Raw genomic sequence first — 23592 nt, forward strand, 5'->3', positions numbered from 1 at the left:
GCGGCCCTGTCTGATCGACACGGGCACACCCGGGCAGGACGAGCGGTGCCGCGATCGCCGGTATGGACCGCCGAATCACCCCCGGACACCCCTCCCGGAGGCCAAACGAGCCGCACCTTCACCTGATCCCATCTCGAACCCGCACTGAGAAGTCACCTCACCTGGCCAGTCGAACCGCTCCGGTGAAGATTGGTTGAGGGCGAAGCCGCCCTGTGTCCACGCGACACGGTCGTTGCCGTCACCAGCTTGGCGTGAGGCGATTCGATACGAGCGAAGGTTGCGACTGACCGCTGACGCGCTGGATAGCTCTTCGCGCCCCGCCAAGGCGGCGAGGTCGCCGACCGCTCTCATCCTGTTCTCATTCAGCGTTTCACCGGTTTCAGCGGGCCGAGCCAGTTCACTGCTTTTAGCAGCCTGAACCAGTGCGGCGATCTTACTGATCCGCGATAACGTGACGCAGATGGTGCCGCTGATGTGGAGTCCCCAATTGATCTTGGGGTCCAGGGTACTCGGGCCCTCCTCGCCGACTCCTGCCAACGGCATGCCCACCAGGCCTAAGGCGCCACTCAAAGTCGCCCAAGGACTAATATTATCGTTCCCGGGCCGAAACTGATTGACCAACTCGACGCCGTTCGCGAAGCCCTCCAGGCAGGCTGCCGCAATCTTGAGACTCGACCCGATATCGACGATCTGCGACGGGGCTTCCGGCATCAACTTGAGGGTGCCGCCGAGCGTGGCAGCCGAAGCCGCCACCTCTGTGTGATAGTCGCTCCAGTTGGGGACATTCCTCTTCAGAGGCTCGATAACGTAGTTAAAGAAGTCATTGGCATTTACCGCCGGATAATTCGCTTTCGCACCCGATTGCTCGGTGCCGTCAAGTGGCCTTACCCCGCCGGAATGGACCTCAGGCCCACTCATATCCCCGGGCTCTTCACAGATGGTCGGCGGGGCCGGCGGAGCTTTGGTCTTTCTTCGCCTCAGGCCCCCATTCGCCGGCGTTACCCTGTCGGCATTATCAGGATCGTCGCCGCGAGACGGGTATCGCCAAGAAACTGCTCGGCGCCGCGCCCCTGAACCGGGCGCCTCGTTGAGGCGCACGTTCGCCCGGACAGTGACCGGGGCGCCGCTGCGTGCGCGGAAGCCGAGCTGACAGGCGGCGCCGTTGCCGAGAACGATGCCGTTGTAGCCGAGGCTGACATCCAGGCGTCCATGAAGGCGGCGTTCGCCGAGCGAGGGTGCCGGAACTCAAGCGGCCCCCGTCCCGGGGGCGAACCCTCGTTGCCTCCCGGCGCCGCAGACGTCAAGCAGGCGAACATCACCCAACGCGAAGGGGAACCACGTGTAACGACACCATGATCGCTGAAAGGGGACCCTCTATAGGGGACTGTGGTACAGCGGCTCAGCTGCCAGACTCCGGCGTGCAGAGCCTGTCCGGCGGGCAGGAACAGCCCACCGAGAGGCGGCGCCCCGTGCCCGAACGCATCCTTCCGTCGGCGGACTTCGGCAGTCGAGCGCCCGCGGCCCCGGAGACGAGCGGCGTCCCCTCCGGCCCGGAGACACTGACCAACCAGTGGGACCGGCCGAGCGGACTTGACTTCGACGGCAGCGATCCGGCCACGGCGGCCGCGGCGGTGGAGTGGCTCGCCGCCTGTGACCGGTCGTACGCGCAGCTCCGGAGCGCCGCCGGTGACGCCGTCCGGCTCGTCACCGTGCCCTGGGTGGCCGATTCGCGGTCCTTCCTGGTGCTTGTGCCGGCCACCGGGATGGCGGCGTCCGACCTCGCCGGCCGGCTCGCCCTCGACGACACGTTCCGCGCCCAGCTCACCGACCGCTTCCTGCCGATTGCCTCGGCCGTGGTGATCGGCGGGCCGGTCGGCCCGGACCTGCACGAGGCGCTGGCCGGGCACGGCATACCGCTCACCGTCCATCAGTCCAGCGGTCCCAGCCGGCTGGTGACGCCGGGTAGTGACCCGTCCTATCCGGCAGGCGGGTTCGCGCTCGGCCCGGGCGCCTTCTGGCGGACGTCGCCGGGCCGTACCCGGCATCAGATGGACATCGTGGTCCGGGAGCTGGCCGAGGCATATCAGCAAGGCTGGCGATACGCCCCGACCGCTCCGGTGGGCGGTCCGATCCCCCTGGATGATCGGACCGCCACGCTCGCTCTGGTCGGCGAGGCGTACGCCGCGACCGCCGGTGGGCTCGAGTCGCAGCCCGTACGCCTCGATTTCGTGGCGCTGAACGGCGTGGCCCGTCGCCACCGGCATCCCGAGGTCGTGGTGCGGGTGGTCGTCGCTGTCCTGCGGGCCCGGTCCGTACTGAACCAGGTCGAACAGATCGCGGACCTGCGCCACGGCCCGTCGGGCTGGACCGAGGTGCCGATCCCGGCCGAGGTCCGGCGCATGTTCACCGTGACCGACCACTATGTCGCCGACGGCGACCGCGCGGTGCGCCCGGTCGTCTTCGGGGACGGCCTGCCGTTGCTCTCCGGCGCCGCCGCCGAGGCTCCCCCGGAGACGAGCCGACCCTTCGCCGTGACCGGCGACAACCTCAGGACCACGCCACAGCTGGCCGGCTCGACCAGCTGGCTGGCCGAGGCCTGGATCGACGCGCGCGCGGCGGCACGGCCGGCTCCGCGCGTCACCATGGCGGGCGACACGACCTACCGGGCGAACGAAACCCTCCTGGAGTCGCTCGCCGAGCACATCCGGCCGGCCGGGGGAACCCTGGACGACGCACGCCAGGTCATCGCCGCCCCGAGCACCGACGACCCGCACGTCGCCGGTCCCGCACGCGCTCGTGTCGTCGCGGCCCCGGAGACGCACGGCTTTGGCCGGTCCGCCCCGCGCGAAGGCACACCGGCCACCGACCAGGGCGCTCTGGAACGGCAGGCGCTGGCGATGTTCCGCGCCGCCGTCCGGAGTGAGCTGTCCGGCCGGGGCCGGCCCCGGGAATCGGCCGTGCATCATGCGCTCGGCGAGGCGGACCGGCGGCTGCTGGCCGACGTGCTGCGCCGCTCCGGGTGGACCGCGGCTCAGGAGTATGCCGGTCTGCTGGCTCTCGGTGCCGTCACCAACGCCGCCGGGTCGCCGGCCCCGGCCGACACCGAGACAGTCACCAGCCTGCTGCGTGCCGCCCTTCCCGCGCTTCTTCCGGCCGCGGCCGGCGGCGTGCCGCCGGTGTCGCTGGACGAGATGGGCGACTGGACCGCCGTACGGTCGCTCACCGCATTGGCCCGGGAACTGCACCGCGACGGCGGCCTGGCGGTCATCCGGGTCGATCGCGGCGACTGGACGCTGTTGTACGCGGACGCGTCCGGTATCTGGTGGGTCAATCCCCGCAGCGGCACCACGGTCACGGTGGACGACGTGCCCGACGCGATCCGCGGATCCCGTACGGCATCGGCGTTGATCTTCGACGCTGAGGCCGCTCCCCGGCAGCCGACCATGATCGAGCCGGTGGCAGCCCCGCCGCCCCCGTCGTTCGCCGTGCGGCTGGGCGGTGATGTGCTGGGCACACTGCACGCCGTCGGCCAGGCGGAGCCGGGTGGCGTGCTCGCCGCGGCCCTCGACGTCGGCGCCGCGGCGGCACAGCACCACATCGACGCGACCGGGATCGCCGGACTCGATACGACCGATGCGGCTGAGCTGGGCCGCCGGTCGCCGGACACGGCGACCGTGGCCGAGCTGGTCACGCTCGCCTACGCCGACCTCGCGACGGTGCTCACCGCTCAGGCGATGCCGGGCGGGCCAACGGGGACGCCGGTCCGGGCGCGGGACGCGGCGGCCACCCGCTGGGCCACGGCCGGTTCCGCGGTCCAGGACTTCCTCGCCCAGCACGCGACAGTGCTCCGAGGCTTGATCGAGACCCGCTTCCGCGCGGACCAGCCCACGTTCGACGCGGACCTGGCGGCGGAGCGGGACCTTCCCCCGGGCTCCGAGGTCGATCTCTGGGCGCTCCCCCTCTACGACCACCGCACCGGAGCTGAGATCATCACCGCCGGCCGGCTGCTGGACGCTTTCCTGGACCCCGATCCGGCGGCTGTCCCGCTCGACCCGGTCCGCCTCGGACTGAGCCCCGCGACCGACCGTCCGCAGCCGGGTGGACACCTGCTTCTCGAGGCGCCGGCGCCGATGTCCCCGGCCGATGCCGGGCCGGTCCCGGCGGCGCTGCCCGAGCCGGCCGAGACCGCCGGCCGGCTGCCGGACATCGACTCGGACGCCACCGAGGCCGGCCGCGCCTTCCGGCAGTTCACCGACGACCTACGCGGACCGGCCGGCCCGTTCGGCGGTCGTGTGGACGCGGTGGACCGGCAGGGCCGGGTGGCCTACCTGCGCACGCTGCACGACCACTTGGCAGCTGCCTCCGAGGGTGGACAGGGCGGGCCGGCCCGGTTGGCCGGGTGGCAGGAATTGCTGCGGCGCCTGCCCGCCGCACGGGACGCGGCCCGGCGCAGTGAGCAACTGGCCCGCGCGATCGCCTCGGCGGGTCCAACGCCGACCGGGCCGCCCGGGCCGCCGGCGGACTGGGAGGCGCTGGTCGCAACGGCCGGGCGGGCTCACGTCGCTCAGGTGGTGATGGACACGGCGCTCGGATATCCCGCCCCGGCCCCGTGGTTCAGCCGGCAGGCGGGACTGCTCGGCGACGGGTACGTGGTCCGGGTCGAGCCGATCGACGCGGACGTGTTGGCGACACTGCTCGACGATGTGGATCGCGGCCCGGGCCAGGTTCCCGGGCTGCGCAATTGGCTCGCCGGCGTGCTCGGAAATGAGGACCCGCGGGAATGGGACGAGAATCTGCTGATCGGCCGGGCCGGGGACCTCGACGGCCGGTTCGTCCGGATCTCGCTGGTGAATCCGAGGTTCCAGCCACAACCGGCGGTCAACCGGCCGGTTGCCGGCGAGACCCGCTACAAGAGCAAGTACGGCGACACCCTGCACACCAGCGAACAGGACCGCCGGGCCCCACGAACCACATCGCTGCCGCTAGTGCTGCTGCAGAACCTCTCTTCCCAGGTTTTCCACCACATCGCCTTCCCCCTGACGAAGTTCGAGGCCGCCACCGACCACACGCTCAGCGACCGTCACACGGCGGAGATCCAGTCCGGCAATCGTCCGCTGGTCAACGACATGGACGACTTCCGGCTGGCCGCCGGCCTCCGGATCGAGATCGACGGTACCGAGATCGGGACCTGGCCGTTGCCCTCCCAGGTGGTCGTCGGGCTGCCGCGGGCCTTCGGTTCGCCCCGCCTCGAACAGCCGTCCGGGGACAGCGTGCCGGTCAACCGTCCCGAGGCGCTGTTGGAGGAGGACTTCACCATCAACGCGGTCGGCTTCGAGCCGGTCCTGGCCGACCTGGCCCACGCGCTGCGCGCCCGGCCCGGGCTCACCGCAGGTGACGTCGCCCGCATCATCCAGGCCGTACGGCGCGAGGTCTACAACGAGAAGACCGCGCGGGACCGAGGTCAGTGGTTCACCAACGGCGCTTGGGTGTCGCCCTATCTGGACGTCGAGCTGCCCGCCCACGGCCTCCGCCGGGACCGGCGCTTCCAGGGCTGGATCCGAACCGTCGGCGTGCTGAACGACCTGCGCGAAGTCGGCGTCAGCGACTCTCTGCTGATTCGTAACGACATCGCCGGAACGTCGACGCGACGGCACGCGAGCAGCCGGCACAGCCGGGCCGGGGCGAGCTTGGGCGCTGAGTCGCCGGCCTACCTGAGGGGTGGGCAGATCATCATCAGCCCACGGGCCGACCTGATCACGATGTCCCGCAAGCGAGTCACCACTGTCGGCAACAGCGGTATGGCACAGTCCAAGACCGCACTCATGCATCGCGATCGGCAACGCCGGTACGCCGCCCACCTGGGCGTGCACCTCGAACTCACCAGCAACGTCGGGCGAATCGAGCGCCTGACACAAGTCCCCGCGGAACTGGGCGTGCCGGAGCAGCGCGCGGGACGGTTCGAGAAGGAGCTCGAAAGGGCGGTCCACCGGACCCTCGCTACCCGTGCGGAGCATCTGCCCGGCCGGCCGGCTCTGTGGGAACGCGCGGCGCGGGTGTTCGACGAGACCGGCCGTGAGGTGGCCGGATGGGTGTCGACGATGATCAGGCGCGACGCCTTTCTCCGGCCTTTCCCCCCGTCCGGGATCCGGACCGCCTCCGACCTGCGGGAGACCGGGCGGTTGGCGAGCAGCCGGGGTACCGCGGTGCAGGTCGTGGTCCCCGCCGGGGATCTCGGCTTCCGCTGGAGGGCACTGGACCAGATGCAGGGCGTCAGCGTGGTCAGGCAGACGCCGCCCTCCCTCGAACCCCCGAACCTCCAGAACGCGGAACCGGTTCCGCCGCTGCGCTACCTCATGGACGACACCCTGCAGATCGTCCAGGCGCAGGTGATCGACGAGCGGACCAGATCTGTCGTCGGTGTCATCGAGAACCCGGCGGCGCGCCGGACCGCCGAGGCGCCGGTGAAGCCGGCGCCGGTGGCCCTGGCACCGAAGCCGGCCGCGCCCGCATCCGTTCCGCAGCGCGTGCCGGATGTCCGCGAGCCGGCGACGCTGGCGGCCCGGGCCGGTCTGGGTCCGGGCGTGGTCAAGGAGATGCCAGGCGCTCACCAGGTGCTCGGCCTGGTCAACTCGATGGTCGTCACCGCGCTGCGCGGCCAGCAGGATCTTCTCGACCCGGAGCGCCTGTTCGATGTCCAGCAGGGTCTCACGGTCCGGTTCGGCGTGCCCGGTCTGCGAGGTCACGTCCGTACCCTTCTCGACGGGGTAGTGGCCTGGGAGTTCACCGAAGGCCGGCGGACCTACCGGATAGAGACCTCCGCCTCTCTGGGTGAGCTGGTGCGCATAGACGAACGGGAACGGACCGGCGTCGACGTGCAGAACCGGGCCGCGTCCGCCTACCAGTGGGACAGCGGCCAGGAGACCTCGCTCGGCGGCGGGCTGGAGGTCGGCGCGCGAGGACGCGTGCACCCCCGTCTGACGATTCGGGGCCGGGTGCTGGAGACGGACGGCAGCCGGACGAGGTCCTCGGCGCACGCCATCCAGCGCGACAGCAAGACCTATCGGCGCCGCGTCGCCCCCGAGGGGGTGATCCCACTGCGATACAGCGCCTCGTGGAGAGTGATCGTGCAAGTGCTGGACGGTCGCCGTCAGGTGGCGCGTCTGGATCACCGGCTCGAGGGTCCCGGCTTCGCCATGGACGTGCTGATTCCCGAGGCGTACCTGCCGGATCCGGCGTTGCCGCCCCAACCGGCGGCGCCGGACCCGGTCGTCGTCCGCTCCGGCCCGCTCAACCGCGACGGCACGCCGGACCGGGTGGTCGAGGGGTTCGCCGAAGGCCCCACCAACTACCACGTCATGCTCAACCACGTCCGTCACCTGGCTCCGGTCGTCGAGGAGCTGATGGGTGGCGATCGTGGTCGCGTCCGAGTGGACCTGCACACCCTTCTCAGCCCCACCTTCCTGGAGGGGCACGCCGCGGAGATGCTCACTCACGACGGCTACCTTCTCCCGCTGCTCGCGGGGAACGGCACGGCCGTGGAGTCCCTGCGGCTCCGGATGAAGGTTCTCAACCCCACGCGGGAAGGAACCAGCACCGGCGTCCGGCACGAGGAGTATCTGGAGGCCGACCATCGGGTGGTTCACAAGCAGGCGTCGACCTGGCACGGCGGCGCTCATCTCGGTCTCGGCGGCCTGTTCAGCCCCGGGTCGGGTACGCACCCGGAACCGGACAGCCACCACAGCGGGTCGGCGGCCGACCAGTACGCCGCCAACCACATCGCGCTCAACGCCGCGTACGCGCCCGGCAGGAGCTGGGGGCGGGAGGAGTCGTACCAGGCGGGCGGGTTCGACATATCGATCGCGACCGTCTCCGACACCAGCTACGACTACTCGGCCGACGTCATCTACAAGGTGGAGCACCTCCGCCAGGGCGACCACGAGCCCCGTTCCCTGAGCATAGGCATCCGCCGCGGGCTGGAGCTGTCGGCGCCGGAAAGCGTCGCTCGCGACCTCGGCCTGCCAGTACCGGCCGCGGCCGATCCCGCTCCGCCGGCGATCGTCGACCAGCCGGTCCCGATCCTGCCCGACCTGGTGGCCGGGTTCGCGACCGTCGAGCGGATGGCCTCCTGGCGGGTGCTCCCCGACATCCGGCAAGCTCTCAGACGGGAGGGTGTCGCCGTGAACGACCTGCGGACCGCGGCCGTCCTGGAATCGGCGCTGGGCAACCAGGCACTGCGTACCGGATATCCTCAGCTCCGCCGCGACGGCCTGTACGTGCTGCTCGCCGAGGCACGCCCTCTCGGGGCGATGCGGCTGACCGGTGTGCGTGTCACCGCCTCGGAAGGCGCCATGACCTTCGTCCGGCGCCGGCCGGAGGTGAAAGTGACCTCGGGCGGCCAAGCCTTCCAGAAAACCGCCGAAGGAACGCACGAGAAGACGGCGCACCACCTGACGGTGAACGTCAGCGGCCGCGGCCAGATCCCGCACGCGATCCGGTTGGGCGGCGGCGCTGCCGGCGGCCGCGAGTGGGAGAGCTCGGCCAAGGCGGTCGAGAACACCATGAGCCGCGACATCCGTCGAGCCGCGACGCGGACGAACGGGGCAGCGGAGTTCTCCGTGGAACTCACGTTCCAGGTGCACATCGAGCAGCGGGACGTGCCCTCGCAGGTGGTGGAGACGCTCCGGGACCTGAGAGATCTGGCTGCCGTAGGCGCGCGGCACATCGGTCTCACCGCCGGCCGGCTTCCGCAGTGGTTGACCGACCTGTTCACCGAGGCGGGCCCGGCGCGTCCGGTCGTCCTGCCCAGCACGGGCAGTGCCCGGCTGCTCACCCCGGTGGAGATGACGGTGCCCGCCGCGTTGCGGCGCACCGACCTGCCGGTCCGGGAACGGCCGATGACGCCCCGGCCGGCCACCGTCGGCGCCGCCCAGGAGGCGTTCAGCCGGGAGGTCGCCGACGTGTTGCAGGTTCTCGACGTATCCGGACACGCGGACCTGACCGAACCGGCGCCGGGCCGGTGGGCTCTCGCAGATCCGGCCTTTCAGGCGCGGCAGACGCTGTGGAACCGGGCCAACATCAAAGCCAACATCGGCTCCCTGCTGCGCGGAACGTACCGGGTCGACGAGCCCGGCGGCAGGTTCACCGGCCAGGTCGTCCTCGGCCGCAGCACGTGGCTGACCGCTGTCAGCCTCGACGCGCTGGCTTTCCCCGAGGTGAACACCGAGGGCGAGCACGAATCGGAGTCCGGCACCACCACCGACGGCGGCTTTCATCTCGCGATGGGCAACCCGGACGCTCGCTATCGCGGTCTGGCAACGCTGGCGCACGATCGGGCTACGGGCCGCGGCCGCCGCGCCGCCCACTCGACCGGCGCCTACGTCGAGCACAACCGGATGCTGAGCGGGAAGTTCGAAGTCCACCGCTTCGACGTCAGGTATGTGCGGACCGGAGCGGACGGCCGGTCGCTGCATGTGGACAGCCCCGGCGGGCTGATCGCATTCCTGCCCGCCGATGTGGCCCAGCGCATGCGCGAGACCTACCCCGACCTGATGGACGAGCCGGGCCTCCGGATGCCGTCCGGCGCGCGAATCAGGATCGCTGACGTGCCGGACCGGGCCGGCGATGTGATGCTGCGTGAAGGCGACACCGCGGTGACGCCGCCGGACACGCCGCTGGGCTCCCGTGTCCATCTGCACGCCGCCGAAGGGACGGCGTACGCGCTGGTGACCGGCGCCGCGGGCGACCGGCGACGCGAGGAGCTCCCCGCGGATCTGCTCGCCGCTGTCCTCGGGGTGGCGCGCGCCGGCGCCGACGGCCCGATCGTCCTGCTGCCCGACCGCCCGGGCGGTCTCCGCCGGCAGTATCCGGCTCAGCTGGCCGCGGCGACCGGCCGCGACGTGGCCGTACACACCAGCAGCCTGCTCGATGAGACGGTCGACCCCCTCGGCGCGATCGCGGTGGCCCCTCGGTGGCGGGTGTTCACCGCCCCTGTCTCACTGCCTCCGGAGATCGAGGCGCTGGTCCGCTTGGCCGGCGAAGTCGAACCCGACGATCGAGTCGGCAGCTTCCTGGGCCGCGCCTTTCCCACCGGCGTCCGGCTCGACCCCGTGGACGAGCACGACGTCGCGGACGAGGTCCGCAGCTGGTACCGCGAGGCCGTCGACAGCGGATCGCCGGTCATCTTCCGACCCGCGGAATGGGGCGAGGTGGCGGCGCGGCTCGAACTCACGGGTGCCGACGGCATTGTTGTGGTCGATGACGTCACCCCCTACGTCCTCCGCCGGGCCGAAGGCCGCGTGTGGCGCGTCGAGCTGATGCCCGCAGTGGCGACCGCCGAACCCTTCGGCCTCGCCGGCCGCACCGACCCGCCGCCGCGAGCCGCCATGGGCTTCAACCGCTGCAGCGTGGTTCTGCGCTGATGCCGGTGACCGGAACTGACCACCCGCAAATTCAACAATGGCCATATTTTCTATGACCAAACTTTTCCTGTTACTGCATGCAACGGGAATCGATGCCGCGAGTTCATTTGGCTCTTGTGTCATTGTGCACCGCGTCTGAATATTGCGCGCGGGCCGTCCAAAGCGGATCGTTTCTATGAGTTGTCCGCAGCCCCGCCAATCACGGTGAACGCTGCCTTTACGGCGGAGGAATTGTGCCCAGATCCCCAGAAGCGCATTCTTTGCGGCCCGGCCGTCATGCCCGGCGGAAACCCCTCAGGCTTCGCCTGTTTCTGGCCCTGCTCATGCTCGCCGTCGTAGGGGCCGGTGGTTACGGAACGTATCAGGGCAGGGAAGGCATCATCGACTGGGCGCAACGGCGGACCGCTCCCTCCTGCTCGAGTGAAGCATTGGCGGTGACCGCGGCCCCGGAGATCGCCGCTGTCGTCACGCGGGCCGCAGCGGCTGTGCCGCACGGTCGCGCAGGCTGCGATCCGATCACCGTCACGACTGAGGATCCGGCCCAGACCCTGCGGGCGGCGAGGAAGCCGGACGTCTGGATCCCCTCGTCCTCGGCCTGGCTCGCGATGGCCGGCGATCAGGGCGGCCAGAGCTCGTACCGCAGCGAGGAGACCCTCGCCACCTCACCGATCGTCATCGTGTGTCCCGACGCCGACGCGCCGAAGCTGTGGGCCGGGCGCCCGGCGAGCTGGGCGGCTCTGGCCGGGGCCGTAGCCGGCGACCGTCCCCCCGCCCTGAGCATGCCCGACCCTACCCGGGACAGTGTCGGGCTCCTCTCGATACTCGGCGCGCAGACGGCGATGGCCAAATCCGCTGCCGACGCCGGTCAGGCCGAGCTACGCCTGCTCACGCTGCGCACTAAGCTCGCCGACGCGAATGCCGACTCCACCGCCACGCTGGCCGCGGCGCGCAAGGCGGCCGATGCCGCTGCGATCGGCGTCTTTCCCGCCACCGAACAGCAGTTGTGGCTATCCCGCAAGAGCGGGCACCGGATCGCCCTTCGCGGCGCCTATCCCGCCGACGGGCCGACGGCGGCGGACTTCCCCGTCGCCGTCCGATCCGACCTGCTGGACGAGGATCCGCGCGGCCTGCTGACCGAGAAGCTGATCGCGCAGCTGCACAGCACCACGACCCGGGCGCTTCTCACCGCGAGCGGCCTGCGCACTCCTCAGGGCGGCGTGCCGGACGGGCTTCCCGAGAAGATCCCGGCTGCGGCCCCAGTGCCGGCCGACGTGGCGGGGCTTCGCGCCGTTGCCGCCCGCTGGTCGTCGTACAAGGAGATAACCTCGCGTGTTCTGATCGCCGTCGATGCCTCCGGGTCGATGAACCAGCCTGTCGTCGACGGACAAGGGCGGCGGACCACCCGCGCCGAGATGCTGCGCCGGTCTGCTCTGGACATCACCCGGCTCTTCGGGAACAAGACGGATGTCGGGCTCTGGTTCTTCGGCAGTGACGCGGCTTCACGTTCGGCACACACCGAGGCCGTGCCGGTCGGCCCGATCACCGGGGAGGTCGGTGGCGAACAGCGCCGGAAAGCCCTCGTCGGCCGGGTCCGGACGTACCAGCCCGCGTCCGGCGCGGACACTCCGCTCTACCGGACCATTCTCGACGGTGTCAGCACGATGAAACCGCGCGGAGGAGAGGGCGTCGTCACTTTGGTCGTGGTGTTGACCGACGGACGTGACGATACTTCGCGTTATTCCATGGCCAAGGACGTCTTTCTCAGCCGGCTGATCAGCCTGCACGACGACCAGCGCCCGGTGCCCGTGTTCAGCGTCTGCTACGGCGCCGGGGCGGACACCTCCATCCTCCGCACCGTCGCGACGCTGACCGGGGGAACGTCCGTCGTCGCCGACAAGCCGGATGATCTCACTGCCGCAGTGGCGAAGCTGTTCATCGCGGCCCGCCGCGGCGCCGCCAAGTGAAACTCGCCGGGACGCTCACCGACCGGCACGTTCGTGCCGTGTCCGCCCTTCTTCAGGTCACCGGAACCGCCAAAACTCAGCCCTGACCGCCGCCATTCCTGGACAGAACACACCATCACCGCAGCTCAGAACAGGCCTTCTGCTGGAGCCCTGGAACGTCACGACGAAACCGGCTCGCTCGCGGACCGTTGCCACCACCCTTTACGTTCTCTTCCGGCCCTCCACTCGGACGCCTGCCGAGTAGGTGCTGAACGATGCTCGCAGCCAGCCCGGAGGGCCTGATCGCCGAACGATGCGGCGTTGCGGCGCGCGGGCGATCGCGGCGGCCGTCGTAGCCGGTGGAACTCCGGCGATGAGCCGGGCGGACTGGGCGCTGCTGGTCAAGCGGTGGTTCCCGCAGCTGAGCGACATCCGGTTGCGGCAGGTGACCTGGCCGGGCTCCGCCACTACACCAGCGCTACCACCGTTGTGCGCCAGAGCCGTCTTCTTGTCAGGCCCGATGATTCGTTCCGTTGCTGAACCAGCCATCCACGCGTCCGTTTGATCACGTATCAGGCGTTACAACGACGCCCGATCGTGTTACATCGAAAGACATGGAGCGGACATGCGCCGGGAAATCGCGTACCTCCTGATGGCCCTCGGAGTTACCGCCGGATCCACCATTGCCATCGCGGCGCCGGCCTCGGCGCACGGTTATGTGGCGTCCCCGCCGAGCCGGCAGGCCCTCTGCGCGTCGGGTGAGATGAAGGACTGCGGTCCGATCGAGTATGAGCCGCAGAGTGTCGAGGCCCCCAAGGGGTCGAACCGGTGTGACGGCGGGGTGGCGCAGTGGTCCGTGCTGTCCGACGATTCGCGTAACTGGCCCGTCCAGTCCGTGGGTACGTCCGTGACGTTCACATGGGTGCTGACCGTCCAGCACCGGACGGCGGATTTCGAGTACTTCGTCAACGGGACCCGTGTGGCCTCGTATGACGAGCACAACGAGGAGCCGGGCCCCGTGTCACACACCGTGGACTTGAGCCGGTTCCCGGGTCGGCAAACGGTGCTTGCCGTCTGGAACATCGGCGACACGGTCAACGCCTTCTACAACTGCATTGATCTCGATGTCAGCGGCGGTGACGGACCAGCGCCCGCCGACCCTGAGCAGCCGTCCCCGTCCTCGACCGCCGCCACTCAAACACCTGGTGCGCAATCTCCCGACGCGCAGGTGCTCGCGGCCGAACCGCCGACCGCTGCCGTGCCGGAGGACTTGTGGGCAGCGGATGTCTCATACCAGACCGGCGACGTCGTCACCTACGACGGCGCAAGATACCAGTGCCGCCAGTCTCACGTCTCCATCAACAGCTGGGAACCCTCGATCTGGACCCTTGCCCTGTGGCTGCCGCTGTGAGGGGTCGGCGCATTGCTGCCATTCTGATCTTCCCTCTGCTGATTGCCGGATGCGGTGCCGCACAGGGGACACCGGCAGGCACCACGACTGTCGCCGAGATCAAGGCAGGCGGCGAGCACAACGACACCGATGTGATGTTCCTGCAGATGCTGGTTTTCCATCAACGCCAGGGCTTGGACATGGCCGGTACCGCAGCCGAGAGAGCAACCGGACCAGAGCTCAAAAATCTGATCAAGGCCGTACGGGCTACCGAGCAGAACGAGCTCACGATCATGCTGTCATGGCTCGCTGATTGGGGTGAGCCCACGGACGTGGACGCAGCGCCGAGCGCGCACACCGGCCACGGCGGCTTGCACGGCACCAACCCGGCCGACATCACCAGATTGCAGACAGTGGACGCGGCGCAGTTCGACGCCACTTTTCTCAACATGTTTCTGGCTCACCAGCACAACGCCATCGAACTGGCACAGATGGAAATCGAGTCCGGCGCCAACCCACGGGCGAAGGAGTTCGCCGAGCGAGTTCGGCAGACAAGACATGGAGAAATCCGGCAGATGCTGCGGTTGACGACCGGCGACCATCAGTAGCACGCTCTGAAGGCTTTTCACGGTCGGGATGCCGGATCAGCACGTCGAGCCGATTTGAAGCCGGGTCGGTATTTCCGTACGCCGGAGCCGGCCCGGCTCGCGCTCATCGGTTCCCCGCGCCGACGGTCCTGCCTGGGTTACGACCATCATCGCCGCGGCGATGAGGCCCATCAGCCTGGCATTGCCCTGTGACCTGGACGGCCTGACCCGCGGGACTGGCTGTCGAAGCTACCGTCCGGGGCCTGCTCCCTGGCCGTGTCGATAGCCGGGGGCAGCCGGTGGCATCGGTGTCCGCGGCGAGCCGTCAGGCCGCTGAACTGGACCAGAGGGCTGAACTGGGTAGGGGCGGCCGATTGCACTGGATACGCCCGCAGCCACGTGAACGCTCGGTGGCCATCCGATATATCCGGCACCACTGCCCTGATGGGGAGTCGCGACTGACCCGCCGTTCATACGGGAATCAAAGCCAGTGTACGAAGTACTGGGATACTGAGGGCTCTGTGAGTAATGGAAGTACACCCCCTGCTCGAATCCTCGCTGGTACGTGGGATCCATCTGAGGCTGAGAAGAGGCCATCGACCAGGCCGAGTTTCGCCCATCGCCGGACAACCCTGCCGATTGAACAACGGGGGACGGTAGAGGATCGGCGGTGGCCGGCGTTCTCATCACGGGCGTCGACAACGCTCGGCCAGCCGGCCATTGCCTTCCGTCCCATTCTGGTGCGCTGTGGTCGATCGAGCGGCGGTCCGCTAGATCCTTTTCGGCACTTACAATGTGGTGGATGTGTCGGTTGTCTGGATCCTCCTGCTGGGCGACGGCTTGGTAAACCTGAGCTGGAACAGTAAATGCCGCCAGCGCAGGAGGGATCGGCGGCAGATCACGCAAATTAGGCGCGATAAATCGATTACGAGCGAATCCTTGATAGTCCTTGCCATCCGCTAAAAACGTTCGGCACCCCTGGCGGTAGAGACTGATCAAGCCGTATGCGGACAAGGGAAGGGCCTTGGCCTCGCCGTCGGTCCACGAGTCGACTACACGCGCATATCTCGTGTTCATCGTACCGAGGACGACGACGGCATGATCAGCCGCATGGTGGTCGATGCGGTTGACAGCGATACCGGATTTGCCGAGCGCATGCACCGCACTTGTCAACACGGAATCTGCGTGCTCGTCGCAATTTCCGACCCCATACCGCTGGGCCAGGCTAGCCTTTAGCCCCGCCTCAACCAAGCGTTCAAAGTCCGCTTCAGCACCGCCGAGCTGATGCCCACCGCCATTATTCCTTTCCTCAATCCAGTCATCGTATGAATTATAGGCCGCATCAGCACCCACGTTTTTTAAATCGCGGATGCTACTGCCACCGCTCTGCCGAACGCCTCTCAAGGTATTGCTCGAGTAATGAATCTTCTGCCGTGTTTCAAGGATGATCTGGCGACCCTCTCTTTCCAGCATCTTCGCCATTTCATCCTCCTGCGCAGTCAACAACCTTACCGATTCCAGGAGATTGGACCCCCAAATGCCGTGGGCGACGATCTCGCGGTTGAAAGGTTCACGTTCCAGCAATTCGCTGAACCGGTGAGCGTGCGGCTCCGGCTCTTCGATGCTCTGATAGTTGCCGTCTCGGTATACTTCCTTGAGCTCCGAGAGCTCGCTCAAACTTCGCTGCAATTCTCTCCCGACCGGAGTATTCGAAGCCCTCGCTCCAGCGACAACATTGTCGAACGCCGACTGCCTCGATCTGATAGCTTGTGCAAGTCTCGCGTAGTACCCGACTTCGGATGTCAACAACAACGTTCCGCCCTCCCTCTTCCCTGCTGTTACGCTAAAGGAACGTGGCGGGAACGCCGCTGGTTCACTGAGCCTTTTCATCGGGACGATGCACGTCACGACGACGCAGCGCGAAAAGAGTTCCTGGGCAGGCCAGACAGGCGGAGTCCCAGTTGTGATGTCCGAGGACGTCGAACACGGACGCGATCGCGGCTGGCCTACCGGCGTGCCCGGCGCTCGTCGCCTTGACCGATCCAAAGTCCTTGATCAAGCATCAATACCGTTCTTCGACCGCATTCAGCCGCGTCATACCCGCCCGCCGCACGAGTCATCGGCTCCACTTCTGGTTGTCGGTGCCGGCGCAGTCCCAGAGTTGAAGTTTGGCACCGTTGAAAGCGTTCTTGTCGATCACATCGACGCATCTGTCCGCGGAGACGTTCACGAGGTCATGGGAGCTGTTGAGGGTGAAACGCTGGGCCGCGCCGCCGGTGCAGGTGCTGAGGATGATTTTGGTTCCGTTCTGGGTGTTTGCGCCTTGCGCGGTCATGCACCGGTTGAAGGCACGAATGGTGCCGTCCGAGTAGAGGGTCCAGGCTTGGTTGGGGCCACCGTTGCAGTCCCAGATCTGAAGCTGCGGATTGCTGCCATAGGCCCCGTCGGTGACATCGAGGCAGCGGCCGGTGGCGTACTCGACGATGCTGCCTGCCCCGCTGACAGCTCTCACAGTGGCGGTCTGGGCCGGCGGCGGCTTGATCGCCGCGGGCTTGGTGGGAGTGCTGTCACTCGTCCCTGGCTTGGATGCCGGCGGCTTGCCGTTGGAGGTGGTGCCGCCGGCCGCGGGAGAAGCCTGGGGACCCTTCACCGGCTGTGCGGGGCCGGCCGCCAGCAACGACGAGTCTCGCGGAGAAGCGCCCGACGGCGCCGGACGAGCTGAAGGCCCGTTCGAACGCGTGACGGGATCGGACGAGGTTGACGGGCTCGCGCTCAGCCGGTTGTCGCCCTGATAGACCGCGGCATAGGTGTCGACCTGGGCGACGAGCTGACGAAGGTCGGCGGAGTCCGGCATCTTCCCTTCTCGTTTGACGGCATCCGGGCCACGGCGAAATGCCGCGAGCGCGAGGTCGTACGGGTCCGAACCGAGATCCTTGAATTCGTCGACCAGGGTGCACATCACAGCGCCGAGAGCAGCGATCGCCGCCTGCGGTTCCTGCGGGGAGGCGCCCGGCGCGGCTGGGGCGTACTGCTTCCAGATGGACGGCAGGAACTGGGCGATGCCCTGGCCGCCGTCCGGACCGGTGAGACGGGGGTCGAATCCCGACGCCGCCATCAACTGACCGGCCACCCGAGCGGGAGTCACCGCCCCACACCGTCGACCCGCCGCCGAGACTGCGGCGACATACTCCGCAGGCACCTTCTTGGCTTTCGCCCCGGCGTCGCCCAATTCGGAGGACTCGTCAGGCGCGGGAGCCAGTCCCGGTTGCCGTGCATACCATTCGGCATAGGCCGAGACGCGCATGACGTACGAACGTGCCTCTTCCGGGACACCGCCAGCGGCGCGGACGCTGTCCAGCCCGGTCTCGTGGGCGGCCAGGGCCAGCTGCCATTCGTCACCGTCGAGACCGGCAGCTCGAACCTGACCGGACAGGTCGCACATGTGACGAGCCAACGCGACGACTGCAACGCCGGGATCGGTACGCTCCGACGATTCCGATGGACGCCATGCCTGCCACACTTCATCCGACAGCCCGGCTATATCGCGCAGTGAGCCCTCGTTCTCCCCGTCCAGTTCGAACCTGGACGCCTCCATCACCTGCGCGGCCAGTCTGGCTGGGGTCAGTGTGGGGCAGGACTGCGCAGCCGCCGGGATGGTCTGCATCAACCTGCCCGGAACCGGCACCCCTTGCCCGTCCTCGCGTGGGCCGTCATGGCTCGTCATCCGTAAGGAGATTACGAATGTAGCGGCCAAGGCCACAACACCCACGGCGACTGCCGCGATTACAGCACGGGGCCCGAACCTGCCACCGAACATGCGAGGACGCCTCCTGAACTGACGGATCGCACCGTCCGGTGCGGACACTGCCACTGACGACGAGACCGGCCATTTGTTCAGAAAGGGCCGGGATGATGTGCGTCATGCGAGGAACGCGCGTACGTCTGAACGCGGCCGCACGCGCACCGTCGTATCAGGTGGGTGGTGGCCGTCCCCCGTTCAGGCCGCCACCCACCCAAAGGCCCAGCACGGTCAGTTGCTTCGGCCGTGTCGCCATTTCTGATTGGCCCCACCGGTGCACTGCCAGATCTGCAGGGGCGCACCGTCGGCTTTGATCCAGTCACGGACGTCGACGCACTTACCGGACTGCGCATGGACCAGATCGCGGTTGTCGTTGAGGACAAATTGCTGTGCCTCGCCGCCGCTGCATGTCGCGAGCCGCACGACAGTGCCGTCTACCGTGGATGCGCCGGGGACGTCCAGACACTGGCCGAGTACGCGAACCGTGCCGTCGCCGGGAAGGCTCCATGCTTGCGCGGCGGTACCGTCGCACCGCTGCATCGTCAGTTGCGCCTCGTCCGCGCCGACGGCCCTCTGACCGTCGATGCAGCGGTCGCCGTACCCAGCGATGGGGTCGCCGCCGGCGACAGCAGCGGCAGTGGCGGCGTCGTTGCCCGGAACGGTCCAGACTCGGACGTAGTCGACCAGCAGCCGCTGGGGAAACAGCGTGCTACTGGTCGGGCTGCCGGGCCAGCTGCCACCCACTGCCAAATTAAGGATCATGAAAAATGGATGGTCGAACACCCATTTGCCTCCCCGGATGTCGGCGAGGGTCTTTTGCGCATATTTAACTCCGTCGACGTACCAGCTGATCGCCTCCGGCGCCCAATCCACCCCGAAGGTATGGAAGTCGTCTGTGAAGGCGCCGCTCTGGAGCACGTAGCGGGAACTGACGGCGTTACCGCCGGAATAACCGGGGCCGTGCAGCGTGCCGTGGACATCGCGTGGTTCGCGGCCGATGTTCTCCATGATGTCGATCTCGCCTCGGTCCGGCCACGTCGTGCCGCCGAGCATCCAGAACGCCGGCCACAGACCCTGTCCGCTCGGCAACTTCATACGTGCTTCGAACCGGCCGTACTTCTGCTCGTGCAGGCCTGCGGTGAGAAGTCGCGCGGAGGTGTACTGACAACGCCCGTAATGACATTGCAGATCGACGGGATTCTCCTGTCGGGCGGTGATCACGAGATTGCCCTCGCCGTCCATCGCAGCGTTGCGGCCACTGTCGGTGTAGTACTGCAACTCGTTGTTGCCCCATCCGCCACCGCCGATGTCGTACCGCCATTTGCTCCGGTCCGGAAGGGTGCCGGCGGGCTCGTCGAACTCGTCACCCCACGCGAGGGAGAGCGGCTGTTGTTCGGCTCTGGCGGTGGACGGTGAGGGCCCGAGGACAGCGAAGCCGGTGACCAGACTCAAACCGAGTAGCGCGATGGCCACTGCGGCTCGTTGCCTGCCCAGGTGAAGCTTCAACGGGGACTTCCCTTCGTGGAGAGAGCGATGGTGGATTGGACGAATGCGGCCAGGCGCAGCACCGCTTTCGGCACCTGGCGCGTTTCATCGCCGATGCGCCATGACTCGATCCAGGGCACGCTCCAGACCGGGGCGACCGATCGCAGAACCCGGATTCGGCGAGTCAACGCTCGCGGCAACGAACCCGGGGCGTCCGCCACCAGGACCAGCCCAAACAGTTCCATACCCGGCGGGTGCCGACCCTCTCGCAGAGCGCCCAGCGCTCGCGCAGCCGATTGGAGTCCGCCGTGGTGGGTACGAGCAACGAGCAGGATCCGGGCGGGTTCCGCGCGCTTTTCATCAGGCCACCGGCATCCGAGGTCGTCACCGCCAAGGGCGGCGGCAAGGGTGCTGGCTCCGGCTCCCCCATGGGCGGCGACCCAGCTCAGGCCGGTACGCGACAACGCCGGGACGCGCGCGGTCACAGTGCCGGCCGTGGTCGGCGTTTCTCTCATGGTGCTACCTCCCTGCTGAGTCGATCCACGACCGGGGACGGTCCGCGTACTGCGGTGGCGGTCCAGCCGGCAATGAGTCGGACCCGCTGTCGGTCCAGTGGGAGTTGCCGCCGCCGCCACCGACGGCCACCGCGATGGGCGGGAGAGCCGTAGTCTCCGGGCCGTCGAACGGATCATGCGCGGACCGCCATACGCGGCGCAGACGCCGGGCGAGCAGAATCGCGACGCCCAGGGTGAGTACGAAGACGCCGAAGAGCAGCAACGCGCCCGCGTTGACAAGTGCGGGCTCGTCATGCCGGCTCGTACTCGGCAGCCTCGGTCTCTGATCGGCTGGAGGATCTTGTGCCACAGCCGCACTGAGGTTGATCATTCCCCAGACGTGGCCGCGTCCGGGTGGCGAGCCGTCGCCGACGAGATCCGCGGTAGCCATGATCCGATCGCAGATCTGTTCAGCCGTCAGATTCGGGTAGGCGGCGCGCACCAAGGCCGCTACACCTGCCGCATAGGCGACCGCGACGTGACCGGCACCCCCGGCGTCAGGGGCGATGACGTCGGACTCCTCCTTCGCGCGGCCGGCGTCGGTCTTCGCGCCGAGGCCTGCCCGGGCCACTCGGAGGAGCCCGAGCTGCCGGGTCGCTCCAGCGCCGACGACAACGACAGCGCCTTTTCTGACGGCCTCGGCCACAGCCTCTTTGAATCCGGGCTGCGCGGGGTTCACGGTCGGGCCGAGCGCTACGACAGTCGCGCCCGCGGCTGTCGCCTCCTTGAGCGCGGTCACCTGGCTCGCGGCCGTCGTCGTGGATCCGGTGGAGGTCATCCGGATGAGGCGAATGGTGGCGTCCGGAGCGATCCCACCGGTCTTGACGTTGCTCGTCTTGCGGCCGGCGATCACTTTCGCCATGCCGGTATCGGTGCCGAGGCAAGCGTTGTCGATCACGGCGACGACTTGTCCGGCGCCGTTGGTACGCGGGCGGCCGCCGCTGACGCCGGCTGTCGGCGCGGTCGGGTTCGGTCTCGGCAGTGCGGCCGGTGCCGTGCAGTCCCGCTTGACCACCTGTGGTGCGGTTGAAGAGACGGGTGGAGGAACGCCGTGCTCGACACCGTCACCGGCCGCGTCCCATGGCAGGAGGAGGACCCATCCCTGGCGCAGACCCAGCGCGTCGCTCAGCACTCCTCCGCCCGGCTGCTTACGGCCGGCGTTGAGCCGCAGGATCTCGACGAAACGGCGTTCGTCGCCGAGGAACTGGGCCGCGATCTCATACAGAGTCTCGGGCTTGCCCTGGTAGGAGGTGCGCACGATGTAGTACTTGGTGGAGTTCGGTTCGTCGGCGGCGGCCGGCGCTGGTGCGGCGCCGACCGTGACCAGCACTGCCGCTAACGCGAGGAGCAGTGTTCTTACCAGCGATCGTCTCATCGGATGCAACGCGCTGTCTCAGTCACGTGTTTCCCCGAAGAATCCTCGCGTGGTCAACGCCCCGCGCAGGGCGCGGAGCGCGTGAAAGGTTCGAGACTTCACGGTGCCTTCGGGCACATCCAGGACCTGGGCCGCCTCGGCGACGGAATGTTCCTCGTAGTAGACCTCCACCAGGGCGGAACGAAGCCGCTCCGGCAGCGCGGCGATCGCGTCGCGGATCTCCCGCCCGTCGATCATCCGCTCGATGTCGTCGCGTCCCGTCGCGATCTCAGGGGTGTGCTCGTTCGACGTTTCCGCGGGACGTGCCTGAACGGCTCGGACATGATCGATGACAATGCGCCGGGCAACGGTGCACAGCCATCCCCGGCTCCAGCGTCCATCATCCTTGCGAGCATCAGGATTACGCCAGGCGCGCACCATCGTCTCTTGGACGACATCTTCCGCCCAATGCACGTCTCCCCCGGTCAGCCGCGTGACGTAGGCAAGCAGCACCGGCCGGTGCACCTGTTGCAGATGCTGCATCGCCGCGTCCGGGCCTTCGGCTGGAGCGTCTTGGTCTTTGACAGAATCAGGAGAGTTTTCTGCCGGAATCTGATCGGCGGCTTTCGATTCTTTTGTCACGCGCTGTGCCGCCGCGCTGATGCCATCGCCAAGAGGATCGGGACCACTCACACAGGATGAGACGCAGCCCTCGGTAACGAGTTCATCGGCGGAAGTCCACTTTGGGCTTCGCCACTCCCTCTATTGGCTTCGGCGTATGAGTGCTCGGCTTCAAGAGGGTCGCTGATGGTGAAGTGGCACCGATAGCTCGGCCTGGGTGGCGGGCTGCACCACCAGGACCGATGCCACAGCGGACAGGCGTTGAGCGATCCGGCCGGCAGATTGCCGTTGCGCGCTCGTCGCCGTCCAACGCGTCACCGGAACACTACGCCCGTCCGTTGTCACAGCGAAAAGGATGTAGCTTGCCCCTGGTCGCGTGCCGTCGACATCGGACTGGATGAGTAGGCCCTCGGAGTCCTCGACAGCCACGACGGACATCTCGATGCCATGGGCCTCGCCGGTGGCGCTGGCCGTCGTGGCGGGTGAGGCCGCGTCCAGGATTCCTCGAACAAGCGTCACCGCCGACAGTGTCATGACAGTGACCGCCGCGAGGAGCAAAAGCGCGGTGGGGGCGGCCGAGCGCATGCGGTTCTCGCGAGCCGGCCGCCAGGACAGGGCCGGGATGTCGTCGATGCGCCGCTTACCAGACAGCACCAGCGTGCGTTTCGCTGATCCTTCGCCGCTCCGCCGGTCGGGCGAAGGGTCGTCATCCCAGCCGCCGAAAGCCGGCTCGGGACTGAATTTCTCGAAGGCGGCGCTGGGTGGTCCCGTACGGTGAAGAGGACCGAAGTCATCGATAAGCGACCGGCGGTCCTCCTCGTCGGGGAGAGCCAGCGCCGCGGCCACTTCAATGATCTCTTTGGTGGCCGCTCGGCACAGGTCGCAGCCGTTCAGGTGAGTTTGAACGTCAAGGTTCTCCTCCGCCGAGAGGGAGTCCAGGTAGTAGGCGCCCAACGACTCGACGACGTGTTTGTCTCCAGGGCTCAATGATTCGCTCGTCCCTGGCCAAGGTCGCGGCGCGGTCGGACCGGAGCCGCTTTGGCCGGACCAGGCGCCGTCTGTGCCGACGGCGCCGGCATCTCGGCAGCTCTCTGGCTCAAGGCGTTGAACACCTCCGGCTCGAGCGGCCGCACGCTGCCTTCTGGTGTCTGTTGCGCGTCGAGGTGCGTGGACACCGCTTCCTTCAGCATCTCGCGCGCGTGCGCCATCAGACCACGCGGGTCCTTGTTCGCGATCTCTTCCAGAGCCCTGGTCAACGGCGACGAGGACCCGCTCATCTCGCTGTCGAGCCTCTTCACCCCCTCGAATTCCTTCATCCGTGCGCCGATCGACGGGGCCATCTCGTCGATGACATCTGCGTAGATCCGCGGCGCGTGAGCAGCGAAAACCCTGATGACCGTCCGGGCCTCCCGCTCCGTGAGTTCGAACTGGGGCATGCCGG

13 protein-coding genes are annotated in these 23592 nt (G+C 68.1%); 4 read left to right on the forward strand and 9 right to left on the reverse strand.

The window, feature by feature from the left end; translation table 11 throughout:
* Positions 1-75: 75 nt before the first annotated feature.
* The gene (locus tag AB0C26_RS36425) at positions 76-918 is read right to left on the reverse strand and encodes a hypothetical protein (RefSeq protein ID WP_360257045.1); all 843 of its coding nucleotides are present in this window, start codon (positions 916-918) and stop codon (positions 76-78) included.
* Between the two features lie 551 nt (positions 919-1469).
* Here AB0C26_RS36425 and AB0C26_RS36430 point away from each other — a divergent pair.
* The 4 genes from AB0C26_RS36430 to AB0C26_RS36445 all read left to right on the forward strand — a co-directional run bounded on the left by AB0C26_RS36430 (position 1470) and on the right by AB0C26_RS36445 (position 14359).
* Positions 1470-10418 carry a hypothetical protein gene (locus AB0C26_RS36430; protein WP_360257047.1) on the forward strand — a complete coding sequence of 2983 codons (8949 nt, stop codon included), beginning with the start codon at positions 1470-1472 and terminating at the stop codon, positions 10416-10418.
* A gap of 434 nt (positions 10419-10852) precedes the next feature.
* Positions 10853-12382, forward strand: a complete 1530-nt coding sequence (locus AB0C26_RS36435) for a substrate-binding domain-containing protein (RefSeq protein ID WP_360257050.1) — start codon at positions 10853-10855, stop codon at positions 12380-12382.
* Positions 12383-12986: 604 nt separating this feature from the next.
* Positions 12987-13772 (forward strand): lytic polysaccharide monooxygenase, encoded by a 786-nt coding sequence (locus AB0C26_RS36440; RefSeq protein ID WP_360257053.1) that lies wholly within the window; start codon positions 12987-12989, stop codon positions 13770-13772.
* A complete protein-coding gene (locus AB0C26_RS36445) occupies positions 13757-14359 on the forward strand; it encodes a DUF305 domain-containing protein (RefSeq protein ID WP_360257055.1) in 603 nt (200 codons plus the stop codon). Before AB0C26_RS36440 ends, AB0C26_RS36445 begins: the two co-directional genes overlap by 16 nt.
* A 228-nt stretch (positions 14360-14587) precedes the next feature.
* Here AB0C26_RS36445 and AB0C26_RS36450 read toward each other — a convergent pair whose 3' ends face one another.
* From AB0C26_RS36450 to AB0C26_RS36485, 8 genes are all read right to left on the reverse strand, one after another.
* Positions 14588-16015, reverse strand: coding sequence for a hypothetical protein (locus tag AB0C26_RS36450; protein WP_360257057.1), 1428 nt, complete (start codon positions 16013-16015; stop codon positions 14588-14590).
* A gap of 439 nt (positions 16016-16454) precedes the next feature.
* The gene (locus AB0C26_RS36455) at positions 16455-18062 is read right to left on the reverse strand and encodes a ricin-type beta-trefoil lectin domain protein (RefSeq protein WP_360257060.1); all 1608 of its coding nucleotides are present in this window, start codon (positions 18060-18062) and stop codon (positions 16455-16457) included.
* A gap of 306 nt (positions 18063-18368) precedes the next feature.
* Positions 18369-19610 (reverse strand): family 16 glycosylhydrolase, encoded by a 1242-nt coding sequence (locus AB0C26_RS36460; protein ID WP_360257062.1) that lies wholly within the window; start codon positions 19608-19610, stop codon positions 18369-18371.
* 29 nt (positions 19611-19639) lie between these two features.
* Complete coding sequence (locus AB0C26_RS36465; protein ID WP_360257065.1) at positions 19640-20137, reverse strand: DUF6668 family protein; 498 nt, start codon at positions 20135-20137, stop codon at positions 19640-19642.
* Positions 20138-20141: 4 nt separating this feature from the next.
* Entirely contained in the window at positions 20142-21551 is a 1410-nt protein-coding gene (locus AB0C26_RS36470) for a S8 family serine peptidase (RefSeq protein WP_360257068.1), read from the reverse strand.
* An 18-nt stretch (positions 21552-21569) separates the two neighbouring features.
* On the reverse strand, positions 21570-22223 hold the full coding sequence (locus AB0C26_RS36475) for a sigma-70 family RNA polymerase sigma factor (RefSeq protein WP_360257070.1): 654 nt from the start codon (positions 22221-22223) through the stop codon (positions 21570-21572).
* Between the two features lie 99 nt (positions 22224-22322).
* Complete coding sequence (locus AB0C26_RS36480; RefSeq protein WP_360257072.1) at positions 22323-23105, reverse strand: hypothetical protein; 783 nt, start codon at positions 23103-23105, stop codon at positions 22323-22325.
* A gap of 29 nt (positions 23106-23134) precedes the next feature.
* A complete protein-coding gene (locus tag AB0C26_RS36485; protein ID WP_360257075.1) occupies positions 23135-23587 on the reverse strand; it encodes a hypothetical protein in 453 nt (150 codons plus the stop codon).
* Between the last annotated feature and the right edge of the window lie 5 nt (positions 23588-23592).

This window comes from Actinoplanes sp. NPDC048796 (assembly GCF_040650035.1).
Lineage (GTDB): Bacteria > Actinomycetota > Actinomycetes > Mycobacteriales > Micromonosporaceae > Actinoplanes.

Coding starts and splice junctions, on each gene's coding strand:
- AB0C26_RS36425 (WP_360257045.1), bottom strand. CDS start 918: ATGAGTGGGCCTGAGGTCCATTCCGGCGGGGTAAGGCCACTTGACGGC.
- AB0C26_RS36440 (WP_360257053.1), top strand. CDS start 12,987: ATGCGCCGGGAAATCGCGTACCTCCTGATGGCCCTCGGAGTTACCGCC.
- AB0C26_RS36455 (WP_360257060.1), bottom strand. CDS start 18,062: ATGACGAGCCATGACGGCCCACGCGAGGACGGGCAAGGGGTGCCGGTT.
- AB0C26_RS36465 (WP_360257065.1), bottom strand. CDS start 20,137: ATGAGAGAAACGCCGACCACGGCCGGCACTGTGACCGCGCGCGTCCCG.
- AB0C26_RS36470 (WP_360257068.1), bottom strand. CDS start 21,551: ATGAGACGATCGCTGGTAAGAACACTGCTCCTCGCGTTAGCGGCAGTG.
- AB0C26_RS36485 (WP_360257075.1), bottom strand. CDS start 23,587: ATGCCCCAGTTCGAACTCACGGAGCGGGAGGCCCGGACGGTCATCAGG.